Annotated in this window: 16 protein-coding genes and 1 tRNA gene; 10 read left to right on the top strand and 7 right to left on the bottom strand. The window is 35.7% G+C overall.

Annotated features, from left to right (window positions below; translation table 11 throughout):
• The first annotated feature begins 253 nt into the window (after positions 1 to 253).
• From WJN01_RS00005 to WJN01_RS00015, 3 genes are all read left to right on the top strand, one after another.
• Complete coding sequence (locus WJN01_RS00005; protein ID WP_445196280.1) at positions 254 to 613, top strand: EndoU domain-containing protein; 360 nt, start codon at positions 254 to 256, stop codon at positions 611 to 613.
• 143 nt (positions 614 to 756) lie between these two features.
• The gene (locus tag WJN01_RS00010; protein ID WP_445195124.1) at positions 757 to 1,401 is read left to right on the top strand and encodes a metal-dependent hydrolase; all 645 of its coding nucleotides are present in this window, start codon (positions 757 to 759) and stop codon (positions 1,399 to 1,401) included.
• A 54-nt stretch (positions 1,402 to 1,455) separates the two neighbouring features.
• Positions 1,456 to 2,610: a serine hydrolase domain-containing protein gene (locus WJN01_RS00015; protein ID WP_445195125.1), complete on the top strand. Its 1,155-nt coding sequence runs from the start codon at positions 1,456 to 1,458 to the stop codon at positions 2,608 to 2,610.
• Positions 2,611 to 2,680: 70 nt separating this feature from the next.
• Here the strand turns inward: WJN01_RS00015 and WJN01_RS00020 are convergent.
• Positions 2,681 to 2,754: transfer RNA gene (locus tag WJN01_RS00020), tRNA-Arg, on the bottom strand.
• 84 nt (positions 2,755 to 2,838) lie between these two features.
• On the opposite strand from WJN01_RS00020, the gene WJN01_RS00025 reads away from it, so the two are divergent.
• From WJN01_RS00025 to WJN01_RS00055, 7 genes are all read left to right on the top strand, one after another.
• Positions 2,839 to 3,468 (top strand): Crp/Fnr family transcriptional regulator, encoded by a 630-nt coding sequence (locus WJN01_RS00025; RefSeq protein WP_445195126.1) that lies wholly within the window; start codon positions 2,839 to 2,841, stop codon positions 3,466 to 3,468.
• A 188-nt stretch (positions 3,469 to 3,656) separates the two neighbouring features.
• Complete coding sequence (locus WJN01_RS00030; protein WP_445195127.1) at positions 3,657 to 4,214, top strand: YeeE/YedE family protein; 558 nt, start codon at positions 3,657 to 3,659, stop codon at positions 4,212 to 4,214.
• Positions 4,215 to 4,216: 2 nt separating this feature from the next.
• Entirely contained in the window at positions 4,217 to 4,630 is a 414-nt protein-coding gene (locus tag WJN01_RS00035; protein WP_445195128.1) for a DUF6691 family protein, read from the top strand.
• Positions 4,631 to 5,422 (top strand): sulfite exporter TauE/SafE family protein, encoded by a 792-nt coding sequence (locus WJN01_RS00040; protein ID WP_445195129.1) that lies wholly within the window; start codon positions 4,631 to 4,633, stop codon positions 5,420 to 5,422.
• Positions 5,423 to 5,508: 86 nt separating this feature from the next.
• Positions 5,509 to 6,921, top strand: a complete 1,413-nt coding sequence (locus tag WJN01_RS00045) for an MBL fold metallo-hydrolase (protein WP_445195130.1) — start codon at positions 5,509 to 5,511, stop codon at positions 6,919 to 6,921.
• Positions 6,922 to 6,942: 21 nt separating this feature from the next.
• Positions 6,943 to 7,143 (top strand): YgaP family membrane protein, encoded by a 201-nt coding sequence (locus WJN01_RS00050; protein ID WP_445195131.1) that lies wholly within the window; start codon positions 6,943 to 6,945, stop codon positions 7,141 to 7,143.
• 2 nt (positions 7,144 to 7,145) lie between these two features.
• Entirely contained in the window at positions 7,146 to 7,415 is a 270-nt protein-coding gene (locus WJN01_RS00055; protein ID WP_445195132.1) for a heavy-metal-associated domain-containing protein, read from the top strand.
• On the opposite strand, the gene WJN01_RS00060 is transcribed toward WJN01_RS00055, so the two are convergent.
• From WJN01_RS00060 to WJN01_RS00085, 6 genes are all read right to left on the bottom strand, one after another.
• Positions 7,412 to 7,687, bottom strand: coding sequence for an ATP-dependent Clp protease adaptor ClpS (locus tag WJN01_RS00060; RefSeq protein ID WP_445195133.1), 276 nt, complete (start codon positions 7,685 to 7,687; stop codon positions 7,412 to 7,414). The genes WJN01_RS00055 and WJN01_RS00060 overlap by 4 nt on opposite strands.
• Positions 7,688 to 7,718: 31 nt before the next feature.
• Complete coding sequence (gene prmA / locus WJN01_RS00065) at positions 7,719 to 8,555, bottom strand: 50S ribosomal protein L11 methyltransferase (protein ID WP_445195134.1); 837 nt, start codon at positions 8,553 to 8,555, stop codon at positions 7,719 to 7,721.
• A gap of 38 nt (positions 8,556 to 8,593) precedes the next feature.
• Positions 8,594 to 9,229: a response regulator gene (locus tag WJN01_RS00070; RefSeq protein WP_445195135.1), complete on the bottom strand. Its 636-nt coding sequence runs from the start codon at positions 9,227 to 9,229 to the stop codon at positions 8,594 to 8,596.
• Positions 9,219 to 11,150 carry a tetratricopeptide repeat-containing sensor histidine kinase gene (locus WJN01_RS00075; RefSeq protein ID WP_445195136.1) on the bottom strand — a complete coding sequence of 644 codons (1,932 nt, stop codon included), beginning with the start codon at positions 11,148 to 11,150 and terminating at the stop codon, positions 9,219 to 9,221. The genes WJN01_RS00070 and WJN01_RS00075 overlap by 11 nt, the downstream gene beginning before the upstream one ends.
• An 86-nt stretch (positions 11,151 to 11,236) precedes the next feature.
• Complete coding sequence (locus WJN01_RS00080) at positions 11,237 to 12,652, bottom strand: T9SS type A sorting domain-containing protein (protein WP_445195137.1); 1,416 nt, start codon at positions 12,650 to 12,652, stop codon at positions 11,237 to 11,239.
• Positions 12,653 to 12,668: 16 nt separating this feature from the next.
• Positions 12,669 to 13,820 carry a right-handed parallel beta-helix repeat-containing protein gene (locus WJN01_RS00085; RefSeq protein WP_445195138.1) on the bottom strand — a complete coding sequence of 384 codons (1,152 nt, stop codon included), beginning with the start codon at positions 13,818 to 13,820 and terminating at the stop codon, positions 12,669 to 12,671.
• Positions 13,821 to 13,839: the final 19 nt, after the last annotated feature.

Below are 13,839 nucleotides of genomic sequence, written 5' to 3' on the forward strand. Positions count from 1 at the left end.
TAGTCCATAGGATGTTCGCAATGGTCAAAAATCAAAAATTATATGATTTTAATTTGCAAATGTCATAGATATCATTGCTTCTGATTTTCCTTCGGAAAATCCTCGCAAACGAACTATTGTAAGTCCTTTTTTACTAAATTAGTTACCCAAACCAACGCAACAAATAGTAGAGGAAATAAACATTATCAAATCGGATAAATTAATTGCCACACCAAGAGGAACTGAATTTAAACAAGAAGTAGTTGACGGATTTATTCACGCAACTATTGGACGAATAAAAAATGGTGATTTGACTGGAATTCACTTTTTTGACCCAGAAAAAGTTCGAATTATAGAGACTCTTGAGGAAAACGAAAAAACTTCAGTTTTCAAAGCCAAATTTGAATTCTATGATGTACGGACAAAAAAATGGATTGTGAAGAAAATACCAAGTACTTTCTTTCCAAAAAACTGGAATTTAGCAACATTACTCATGGAATGTAAATTTGCTTTTGACAGACTAAAAGCAGAAAATTTAATAGATGGAAAAGTAAAGTCTGTTACTCAATCAAAAATTGAAGTTGAAATGATTATAAAAAACGGAAAATTAAAATCATTATATCCAATAATATAAAAATATCAGTTACCAACAATGGCTTTAATCGACCGGCCTACCGGCAGACAGATTGCTCGTAACATTTTAAACCAAAAATCGTTACCTTTAACTTGTTTAAAGTTTAAAAAGGAACTTTTCAATAGATAAGTAAGTCGTAAATTATGTTTATAGGCCATTTTGCCATTGGGCTTTTATCAAAAAAAGATAACAAACTGCCGTCGTTGGCCATGATGTTTATAGCCGTACAGTTGTTGGATTTAATTTGGCCCATTTTTGTTCTTTTAGGCATTGAAACCTTATCTATAGACCCGGGAAACACCAAACTAACCCCGCTAAACTTTGAACACTACCCATATTCACACAGCCTTTTGGCCGCATTGTTTTGGAGTTTACTTTTGGGGGCTAGTTATTACGTGTTCACTAAAAACAGAAAAGGCTCTTTAATACTTGGACTACTCGTTATAAGCCATTGGGTTCTTGATTTAATTACCCACCGCCCTGATTTACCAATTTCCCCATTCTCAGATTCAAAAGTGGGTCTGGGTTTATGGAATTACCCCATTGCCGAAATTGCGCTTGAAGTTTTAATTTTTGGGCTGGGTGCATTTCTATATTATAAAACTTCAATTTTCAAACGAAAAACAGCGTTCTGGATTTTAGTTGCTTTCCTTTTAATAGTTCATATAATGAATATTTTTGGTCCACCGCCTCCAAGTACCATGGCAGTTGCTTGGTCTGCAAACTTAATGTGGCTAATCATTTTATGGGCTTGGTGGATAGAAAAAAAACCTAAGGAGAGTTACTAAATTTTATCCGACCAAATACCAGCCGTTGGAAATGATTTTCGAAATTTATTAAATATGAAGAAATTAGTTCTATTCCTTTTAATATCACTGTCCGGCCTTACTTGGGCACAGCAGGACTATTTTTATCCGACTGAAGATCAAAATTGGGAAACTAAAACACCTGCTTATTTCAAAATAAATCAAACACGCTTTGACCAAGCCATTAAATTTGCAAAAAACAGTGGCAATCCAGACACCAAAGACTTAAGGCAAGCCATATTAAAAGGTTTTGAGTTTGAACCTTACCATAAAATTATTGGACCGACAAAAAAACGAGGAGAATCCTGTGGCATAATTTTAAAAAACGGCTATATCATTGGTCAATGGGGAGATTTGAATCGAGTTGATATGACTTTTAGCGTAACAAAAAGTTTCTTATCCACTGTAGCAGGAATAGCTCTCGAAAACGGTTTGATTAAAGATGTAAATGACCCTGTTGCAAACTATGTATGGAATGGTAAGTTTGACGGAGCGCATAATGCTAAAATAACATGGGCTCATCTATTAAATCAATCTTCTGATTGGAGTGGAGAGCTTTGGGGTGGATACGATTGGGCAGACAGACCACCCAGAGAAGGTGGAATTGATGACTGGAAATATAGAGAACTAAATGAACCCGGTACTAAGTTTAAATATAATGATGTTAGAGTCAATTTATTGGCATACAGTTTACTTGAGGTTTATCGAAAGCCCTTACCGCAAGTTTTAAAAGATAAAGTTATGGATCCCATTGGTGCTTCAACGACATGGCGGTGGTACGGCTATGATAACTCATGGGTAAATATTGACGGATTGAAAATGCAATCGGTAAGTGGAGGTGGACATTCAGGAGGCGGTTTGTTCATTAACACATACGATCAAGCTCGATTTGGGTTATTATTTCTAAGTCAAGGCCAATGGAACGGTAAAAAAATCATCCCTAAAGATTGGATTGAGAAAGCCACAACACCCTCAATGGCAAACGAAAATTATGGGTTTATGTGGTGGTTAAATCCAAATGGAACGAATTCCCAATTATCTAATATTTCGAACAATGCATATTATGCTGCTGGGTTTGGTGGAAATTATATCATCATTGAACCAGATTTAGACTTAGTGATTGTTTTAAGATGGTTTGATTACAGTAAAACCAATGAATTTGTGAAGCTGCTTCTTGACTCTATGAAGTAAGCATTAAGAATGCAATTAGAACAAAAAATCCCAACATACTTTTTTAAAGCATATTAGGATTTTTACCTAGTGACCACGCCAGGATTCAAACCTGGAACCTCTTGAGCCGTAATCAAGTGCGCTATTCAGTTGCGCCACGTGGCCTTTTAAAGTGGGTGCAAATATACATTTTTTATTAAAATACAACCAAATTATTTATTTCAAAATTCTAATTCATTATTTTTGGATATGGAAAAACAATTACTGCACCAAAAGTTTAGCAGTGCCTTTGATGAAAACCTGATTAAGGAAATAGAAAAAATAGGCATTGTACGTACTTATCAGAAGGACGATATCATAATTGACATCAACCAAACCCTTAAATACATCCCGCTTTTGCTAACGGGGAACATAAAAATACTTCGTGAAGATGCCGACGGAAACGAATTGCTGATATACTTTCTTGAAGCAGGCGAAACCTGTACCATGTCGCTTACTTGCTGCTTGGGGACATCCAAAAGCAAGATAAGGGCCGTTGCCGAAATGGATTCCGAACTTGTTATGATACCTGTCGAGTATATGCAAAAATGGTTTCAAACCAATGCCAGTTGGCGCAATTTTATTCTTGAAAGCTATCAAATACGTTTTGACGAAATGCTTGAAGCTATTGACAGCTTGGCATTTATGAAAATGGATGAACGCCTGCATAAGTACCTTTTGAACAAAACGGAATTGCATGAATCAAAAACCATTAATGTAAAGCACCAAGATATTGCTGAAGACCTGCACACCTCGCGTGTTGTCATTTCTCGACTTTTAAAGCAACTGGAAAACGAAAACAAAATAAAACTTAGCCGCAATAAAATTGAGGTATTATAGCACCATAATTTTTGGGCGCTACCACAAGGGTCGGGCTTTACGTTGCAAGTCCTCGCTCGTTCCTCGCTGTGGGCTTTACACTGCAGTCCCTAGCGCAAAAAACACCACTTCATTTAGATCTTTTACGTAACAATTGTTACATAACGCAAAAACTAACCATATAATTTTACACATAACTTATTAATCCTATGGAATATATTTTAAACCCCTGGCCTTGGTACGTTTCAGGCCCTTTAATAGCCACTGTCATGGCCATTCTACTTTATTTCGGAAAAACTTTTGGCATGTCCTCAAATTTAAAAACATTATGCGCCATTGGGGGTGCAGGGAAATTTTCTGAATTCTTCAAGTTCGATTGGAAAGAACAGGTATGGAACTTAATCGTGGTGTTAGGCGCCATTATTGGCGGATTTATTGGAACTCATTATTTATCAAACGATAGTGGCACAGACTTAAACCCCGTAACCATTTCTGAGCTCAAACAAATGGGCTTTCAAAACTCAGGAGCAACATTAGTTCCCGATGAGCTATACGGTATAGATGCCATTAGCACTCCTATGGGATTAACTTTATTAATTGTTGGTGGTCTATTAGTTGGTTTCGGTACACGCTACGCTGGTGGTTGTACATCTGGGCATGCTATTGCCGGATTAAGTAGCCTACAAAAACCTTCTTTAATAGCTGTAATAGGCTTTTTTATTGGTGGATTGATTATGGCCAATTTTATTTTACCCCTAATTTTTTAATTATGAAGTTTATTAAGTTTTTACTCGTTGGCATATTTTTCGGTATCGTTTTGGTTAAGTCCGAGGCTGTATCATGGTACCGTATTTACGAAATGTTTCGTTTTCAATCTTTCCATATGTATGGTATCATCGGAACAGCTATAGCATCAGGTATTTTATTCCTTCAAATTTCAAAAAAAGGAAATATTAAAAGCATACAAGGTGTTCACATTTTTGTTCCAAAAAAGGAAGATGGATTTGCTAGATACATAATAGGCGGTGCCATTTTTGGTTTAGGGTGGGCACTTGTTGGCTCATGCCCAGGCCCCATGTACATCTTGCTGGGCACTGGTGTTTACAGCATGATCATTGTAATTGCAGCAGCAGTAGTTGGTACTTTTATTTATGGCGTTTTAAAAGGTAAACTCCCCCACTAAATGGATTTAGCCCACCTTACAGGTTATATAGCAGCTCTAATTATAGGTCTAGTTTTAGGTCTTGTTGGTGGTGGCGGCTCAATATTAACGGTACCTGTAATGGTTTATCTTCTGGGTTACAACCCAGTAATAGCAACTGCATATTCTTTATTTGTAGTGGGCACTTCCTCAATGGTAGGTACTTTCCAAAAGCACAAAAAGAGATTGGTTGATTTCAAAACTGGACTTGCGTTTTCATTTCCATCCTTTTTATCAGTTTATCTAACGCGACGCTATTTGGTTCCAGGAATTCCAGATACGCTATTAAAAATTGGAGATTACACATTAACCAAAGAAGTTGGCATTATGGTGTTTTTTGCAATCATCATGCTTCTGGCTTCATTTTCAATGATCAAGAAAGACAACCCTGAAACCTTGGCAACAGTAAAACAGCCTTATTATATAACATTTGTGCAAGGTTTAGTTATTGGTACCATAACTGGTGTTATTGGTGCTGGCGGAGGCTTTTTATATGTCCCTGCTTTGGTGCTCTGGGCAAAACTTCCAATGAAAAAAGCTGTAGGTACTTCTTTGGTCATAGTAACCATAAATTCACTTATTGGATTTTTGGGAGACGTTCAAACTCTAGAAATAGAATGGATTTTTCTTCTTTCATTTACTTTTATTGCCGTTTTGGGCATTATCCTAGGAGTCTTTCTTTCAAAATACATTAGCGGGAAAAGACTTAAAAAAAGCTTTGGGTTTTTTATCTTAATCATGGCCGTTTATATTATATATAAGGAATTACAGTAGTCTATTTGTAATATTGGTTACATACAAAAATGAAGATTTTCGTATCTTTATAAATTGTTAAAAATTTAATGAAATAGAAAAACACGATGAAAATTGAACAAATTTATACAGGTTGTTTGGCGCAGGGAGCCTACTATATAGAATCTGAAGGTGAAGTTGCCATTATAGACCCCTTACGCGAAACACAACAATATGTTGATAAGGCCAATAAAGAAAACGCAAAGATTAAGTACATTTTTGAAACGCATTTTCACGCAGATTTTGTTTCTGGCCATATAGATTTAGCAAAGAAAACAGGTGCTACTATAGTTTATGGACCTGGAGCTGAAACCACTTACGATATTCATACCGCAAAAGATAATGAGGAATTTAAGCTAGGAAAAGTTACCATAAAAGTATTGCATACTCCCGGACATACTTTAGAATCTTCTACTTTTTTGTTAATAGATGAAAACGGAAAAGAACACGCCATCTTTTCGGGCGACACACTTTTTTTAGGCGATGTAGGCAGGCCAGATTTAGCAATTAAATCTAATCTTACCAAAGAAGATTTAGCAGGAATGCTCTATGACTCTTTAAGAAACAAAATTATGACTTTGCCAGATGATGTTATAGTGTATCCAGCTCACGGAGCAGGTTCAGCCTGTGGTAAAAACCTAAGTAAGGAAACCGTAGGAATTTTAGGTGAACAAAAAAAAACAAACTATGCCTTAAGGGCCAATATGACCCGAGAGGAGTTTATAAAAGAAGTTTTAACAGGCATAGCCCCACCACCTCAATATTTTGCCAAAAACGCCATGATGAACAAATCTGGTTATGATGCCTTTGAAACCATTTTGAAGAAAGGCGACACGCCGTTAAACCCAGAAGAATTTGAAGCTTTAGCTAACAATGAAAACGCTTTGGTTCTTGACGTTAGAACAGAAAAGGATTTTGTTAACGGGCATATACCAAATTCTATCTTCATAGGTTTAAACGGTTCTTTTGCTCCATGGGTTGGCGCATTAATTACCGACATAAAACAGCCCATTTTATTAATTACCCCAGATGGCAAAGAGCAAGAAACGGTAACAAGGCTATCGCGGGTTGGTTACGACAACACCCTTGGGTATTTAAAAGGTGGTATAGGGGCATGGAAAGCAGCTGGAAAAGATATTGAAACCATATCTTCTATTTCCGTAGATAAATTTTCCGAAGAATTTAAAAATGATGACGTAAATGTACTAGATGTAAGAAAGGATGGTGAATATAAATCTGAGCATTTGGTGGGCGACCACGTTCAGCATTTCGCTTTAGACTACATAAATGATAATATGAACACTATTGATAAAAACAAAACCTACTACTTACATTGTGCTGGTGGGTACCGTTCAGTAATCGCAGCTTCAATTCTAAAAGCTAGGGGTTTTAACAATCTTGTTGATATTGCTGGAGGTTTTGGCGCCTTAAAGAATTCTGGTTTACCAACCACAGATTATGTTTGTCCGTCAACATTATAAACCATTTAAAACCATTTCGATATGAAAAAAAATATGGGAACCGCAGACAAAGCCATAAGGATATTGGCTGCAATTGTAATTGCATTGCTTTACTATTTTGATGCAATTTCAGGAACATTAGCCTACGTTTTAATGGCATTGGCTATTATTTTCCTAATTACAAGTTTTGTTAATTTTTGTCCGTTATACAAAGTATTCGGCATTAAAACATCGAAAGAATAGAAATGACTACAACTTTAGAAGTTCAAAATTTAAAGTGCGGAGGTTGTGCCAATAGTATAAAAGAGAAGCTTTCCCTTTTACCAAATGTAAAAGACATTTCTGTTGATGTTGCGAATAGTCTCGTTTCTTTTTCCTCAGACGAAGAATCAACCGTTGCTACAGTAAAATCATTATTGAGTAAAATTGGCTACCCGGTTACGGGGAATCAAAATCCATTGACTACAAAAGCAAAATCTTTTGTAAGCTGCGCTGTTGGAAGAATGAAAAGCTAGACGATTTCGGCACTCAAACCTGCCTGAAGCAATTTGGAACAGCGAGGTTTTAAGTCGTCATATGCTCCAGTTTTAACCGTACATTTGCCTTTGTAATGTACAATAAGTGAACACTGTTCTGCCTGTTCTGATGTATGTTCGCAGGCATAAATGAGTGTCTCGATAACATGGTCAAAAGTGTTAACATCGTCATTGTACAACACAATTTCGTTCTGTGTTATCACCTCTTCGTCTAGCAGTAATTCCTCTGATGTTTTTTCTTTGGAACTCATAATACAATCCATTTTTGGGTATTCTACTCTACTAATTTAAAAATTTTAGTGAAACCCAATTGTTTCTTTCCAGTTTTTCCTCAAATTTTAACATATGTTTTTCACATTCAGCCCTTATAATAGGCACATCATCATCATAAAACCCACTTAAAAACAAGACTCCATTTGGGTTTAAACAAGATACGTAAACGGCCATATCTTGCAATAAAATATTGCGATTAATATTGGCAATTATAACGTCGTATTTCTTATTCTTTAAAACTGAAGCATCTCCTTCAATAACGGTAATGTGCTTACAATCGTTTCGCTCTACATTCTCAATACTGTTTAAATAGCACCAATTATCATAATCTACAGCATCAATCGGCTTGGCCCCCTTCATTTCGGCAAGAATGGCCAAAACGCCCGTACCGCAACCCATATCTAACACTGATTTTCCTTCGAAATCATTTTTTAAAATATGCTGAATCATCATGTGCGTGGTTTCATGATGCCCTGTACCAAAACTCATTTTTGGCTCTATAACAATGTCATATTCTGTATCAAACTTTTCATGGAACGGGGCACGCACGGCACAAACGCCATCAACCACGATTGGGTTAAAATTCTTTTCCCATTCTTCATTCCAATTGGTTTGTTCGATTTCTTCAAAAGTGAATGAAATTTCAAACTCCTCAGAACTTAAAATTTGAACATCCTCTAAAATGTTCGGGTTCCATTCATCCTTTTGGATATAAGCCGTAACCCCCTCCTCTGTTTCTACAAAACTTTCAAAACCAGCATAACCAAGTTCTGCAATTAAAATTTCAACAGCAGGCTGTAGTGGTTCAACCTTAAAATAATACCCTAAATAAATTGTGTTTGACATACCCTTGTTTTCAGGCTGCAAAGATACTAAGATAAACCCTATAACAGTTGTTTCTCCATAGCGATTTTAATCATGCCGACACTGTTTTTTGCCCCTAGTTTACTCATAATGTTCATGCGGTGGGTTTCAACAGTTTTGGGGCTGATAAATAATTTTTCGGAAATTTCCTGGGTGGTAAGTTCTTCAGAAATAGCAACAAGCACTTCTTGCTCCCGGCGAGTTAAATTGGGTTTCAAACCGCTATCAGCAGTCTTATTTGGAGCTTGGTTCAATAAACGCGCATGGATGTTATCTGGCAAAAACAATTCTCCAGAAAGCACCGTTTTCATAGCCTTGATTAATTCAAGTCTATCTGTATTTTTTAATAAATACCCGTGTACACCATTTTTAAGCATACGTTTTACATAAGACACATCTTCAAAGTTGGTTAGGGCGATAAGTTTTATTTCGGGGAATTTTTTGAGTAACTGCTTACTTAAATCAATGCCATTAATATCGGGAAGGTTTATATCCAAAAGCAAAATATCTGGGGAATCATTTTCAATTTTTTCGAGTGTTTGCATTGCATTTTCATAGGCTCCAACAACCTTTATGTTAGGCGTACCTTCCAGCATTGAGGTTATACCTTTAAGCACTAAAGGATGATCGTCTGTTATGGCAATTTTAATCATCATTTAGCAAACCTTTGTCGATATCAATTGTATACGATGTGCCTCTTTCATTAGAAACAAAATCTATCTCTGCCTTTAAATAATCAACCCGACTCTGCACGTTACTCAAACCTATTCCAGTTGAATCTACCTGACTTTTATCAAAACCTTGTCCGTCATCTTCAACAGTAATTTGAACGATGTCATCCCTGGAACTTATTTGCACATTTATTGTTGATGCGTTGGCATGTTTAATGCTATTGGTTACCAACTCCTGAATGATACGATAGACGTTAATTTCAGCCTTCTTCACCATATTAACCTCATCGCCCACATGTTGGAAAATGATGTTTAGTTCCGGATGCAAATCATTTAAATTATCACAATAAACATGGGTTGCCTCTACTAAATTAAAAGTTTCCAATGATGGCGGTACCAAATTATGTGAAATAGCCCTAACCTGTTTACAGGAATCATCAATCATCACAATGGCCTCTTTGATTACCTTATTGTTCATTTCCAGTAAAGATGATAGCTTGTATTTGATTGCAGATAAATCGCCGTTTACACCATCGTGCAGCTCCTTGGCAATACGGAACCTTTCTTTTTCCTCGCCTTCTATCAATGATTCCAAGGTTTTTATTTGAAACTCACGCTTTAAAGTTAAAATTTCTTGGTTCTTGCGCTTTTGTCGCTGTTTTAAAAGAAAAACAAGTAGCGTAGCCAATAATAGTAGAAAAACAAGGGTTCCTAACATATAATTATTTTGGGTTTCTCTTTTTTGCAGTTTTAATTGTTGGGCAATAATTTCTTTGTCCTTTTTTTCGGATTGGTATTTAATTTCAATTTCACTGATGTTCTTTAAATTGTTCTCTAACAAAACACTATCCTTGAACTGGGCATAGCTTTTAAAGTTTTTAAGTGCTAATGGAAAATTATCCTGTATTATATAACTATCGCTCATTGCCAAATAAACCTCCGCTATAAGTGATTTATTTTTGATTTTGTTGGCAATATCCAGTGCTTTTGAAAAATGAAATTCTGATAATTTATCCTCATCCATTTTACCAAAAACAGTTCCTAAAACCATGTTGGTTTCAACCTGTTCATCTTCATCTTTAAGTTCTTCCCTTATTTTAAGAGATTTTTTTAACACTTCGAGCGCTTTACCAAAATCTTCCTTTTCGTGATAAATTATGCCTAAATTATTGTAGTTTCTAGCTATTTCCTTTGTATTCTGGTTTTCAATATTGACTCTTAAAGATTCATTCAAATATTCCAAACCTTTGTCCAGGTCATTCAACATCATGTAACTTGTGCCAATATTGTTAAGTAAAACACCCAATGATTCTTTAATGTTATCATTTTTGGTTGTCTTTATAATCTCTAAAGCTTTTAATTCATACTCAACGCTTTTATTTAAATTCTCAATTTTGGAATATACATTTCCGAGGTTAAGTAGCTTAATGAACTTTCCGTATTCATTGTTTGTTTTTTCGTCATAGCTTATGCCTTCAAAATAGGTATCGATGGCCTTTTCATAGTTGCCCTCTGTTTTGTAAAGTATGCCCAAGGAGCTGTAAATAGCGGACTTATTGATGTTGTGCTCATCGCAAAGTTTTATTGAAGTATTGAAATAATACTGTGCCGAATCGTATTGATTGGTTAACAAAAACCCATTTCCAATATATAAATTTGCTTTTGCCTGACCTGAATGATAATCAATTTGCTTTGCTTTCTTTAATGCCTCTCTGGCATAGATAAAGGCGGTATCAATGTCTCTATAGGTATAATAAAAAGACAAACTGTTTAAAAGTTGTATTTTGGTTGTATCTGGCTGTTGCTTGGTCAGTTCAAGTTTAAGGCTGTCTATTGTTGCATTTGTTTGCGCAAACGCATTTGCAGCGAAAAGCAACATAACAACAATAGACAGTATTGGTTTCAACTTTTGATTATTTTTCAGTTTAAATTTAAGAAATTCAACGCCCTTTTCTCCAAATATTCTGAAGAAATTAGAGCGTTCAACAACAATCATTGCTTTACGAATTTCTTTGATACTCTACCTTTTTCCGTTTCTAGGTGAAACAAATACATACCCGAACTTAACGAACTCATGTCTATTTGGTTTGTCTCTTGAAGATTTTCCAAAACAACTTCTCCTCTTAGATTAATGACCTTAAAGTCCAAAATTTTCTGATTTTCAACATCTAAGTACAAGATATCTTTTACAGGGTTTGGATAAAATTTAAAGTACACCTTTTCTTCATCCGAAACACTTAAAGGACCAACAAGTTCTCCAAGGGCATATAAACTCCATTTACCATCGGTATTTTGAACGCGCATGTACAGAAAATGATTGCCGGCCGACAAATTTGCCGGAACATCTAAGCTCAAATTTTCATCTAAAATTTCTGCGTCATTCAAATCAATTGTGGTACCATTTCCAATGCCTGGATCGATATCAAAAAAATATTCGGCGGCCGTAATAAGTGATGTATTAGAGTTATCTGGACTCACATAAAACACGTTTTTGTCATACAAACTCCATGAGCCATCCTCATTTATTACCCTAAAATACAGTTTATGAATACCATTGGAGAGACCTGTTGTTGGAATTTCAAAATCGGCATCAATTAAGCTACCTGAAATATTTAACGGCATACCGCTTCCAACTCCAGGATCGGTATCAATAAAATATTCAGCTGAGGCAATATTTGCCGAATTGGAATGATTTGGATTGATATAAAATACGTTCTTATCATATAAACTGAACGTTCCATTTTCATTTTCCACCCTAATATATAGCTTATGTACACCATCTGAAAGACCCGTGGTTGGGATGCTAAAATCAGCATCAATAACATCCCCAGAAACCGCCAATGGCATTCCACTACCAATGCCAGGATCTATATCAATAAAATACTCTGCCGAAGCTATATTTGCCGAATTTGTGTTATCTGGATTGATATAGAACACGTTTTTATCATATAAGCTAAAAGTACCATCCGTATTCAATAGCCTAACGTATAATTTGTGAATACCACTTGAAAGGCCTGTGGTTGGTATTATAAAATCAGTATCCACCGTATTGCCAGAAACACTCAATGGCATTCCGCTTCCAACACCTGGATCGGTATCCATAAAATACTCCGCCGAGGCAATACTCGCCGTATTATTTTGGTTTGTGTTGATAAAAAATACGCTTTTGTCATAAAGACTCCATTCGCCCGAATTACTTAAAACACGCACATAAAGTTTATGTATGCCTTCTGACAACCCCGTTGTTGAAATGCTTAAATCGGCATCTATATCATCACCAGAAATCGCCAGTGGCATTCCACTGCCCACTCCAGGGTCATCATCTATAAAGTACTCGGCAGCACTTATTTGTGCTTTAACCACAAAACATGTAAGCAAAGCAACTATTATAAAGTTGAACTTTTTCATTTTTTATGGTTTTAAATTAGTTATTGATATTAGCGTTAGCCTTTACATTTATGTTTAAAGATGTTCCAGCACTAATGATATTGTTATATATCACAAAATCCGTTAAATAAGGCAATTCGGTAGGGTAACCTCTTATACTGAAGGGGTAATTACCATTAAAAACCCCCAAATTGTTACCATCGGTTCCTGCATTTTCAGCTGGTGAACCACCTTGGATATGGTAGTCATTATTTGAGTTGTTAAGCGATGAATTTTGGACAAAATTCACAAATTGAGGGTCTGCATTATCTATATTATTAGTCCCAGACAAGGCATCCAATGTTGAATTAAAACCATAGGTTAAATTATTTTGAAAATTCAACGCGCTGTTTGACCCAAGGTTAAAATTTGACACGCTTGTACCTCTAAATAAAAAAATGTTATTGCTTATTTGGGTTCCGCTACAAGACCTGAAGATTTCTATACGCTGATTGTTATCACCATTTTGATGAGACAAAACAATATTATTATTAAACAAAGTGGTATTGTTAAACCTAAAGAACATTTCATAATCCCAATATGCGTTTGTTCTTGTGAATGTATTGTTGGAAATAATCCAGTTTTGCGAGTTAACATTATCAATGGCTACAGAAGAATCATGATAAAAGAAATTTCCAGATATAATTACGTTATTGGCTTTTGAAGTGGTCGAGTTTCCTGCAACGTAAACAATCCTGTTATTCGTAATTACTATGTCATGGTTATCATAAGTTCCATTATCTAGATAAATACCATAAATATTTAGCCCAGATATTTTTGACCCCGAAGCATTGGCAGATCTAAACAAAATATTATTGACTGTTGCTACTTGTCCTGCATTTAACGAGGGGTTGTGCCCAAGACCATAAATACTAAGCTGCTTGGTCATATTTATATCGCCGTAACCATTAGGTGATGGCTGAATGTATATAATATCTCCAGCTGCAGATGCATTGACTGCGGCTTGAACACTGGTATAATTAAGTCCAGATGCTGTTGGCGCTCCTTGATTGTTATCAACGTATCTTACCGTTTGAGCTTGCAAAACGAACCACACACTAAATAGCATGGCACATGTAGCAATACATTTTTTAAACCCAAAAACTTGTTTTTGATTGGTTTGATTTTGATTTACTTTGAAATGTTTCATGATTAAAAATTTTATTGGT

The sequence above is a fragment of the Tamlana sedimenti genome, from assembly GCF_038148895.1.
Classification (GTDB): Bacteria; Bacteroidota; Bacteroidia; order Flavobacteriales; family Flavobacteriaceae; genus Tamlana.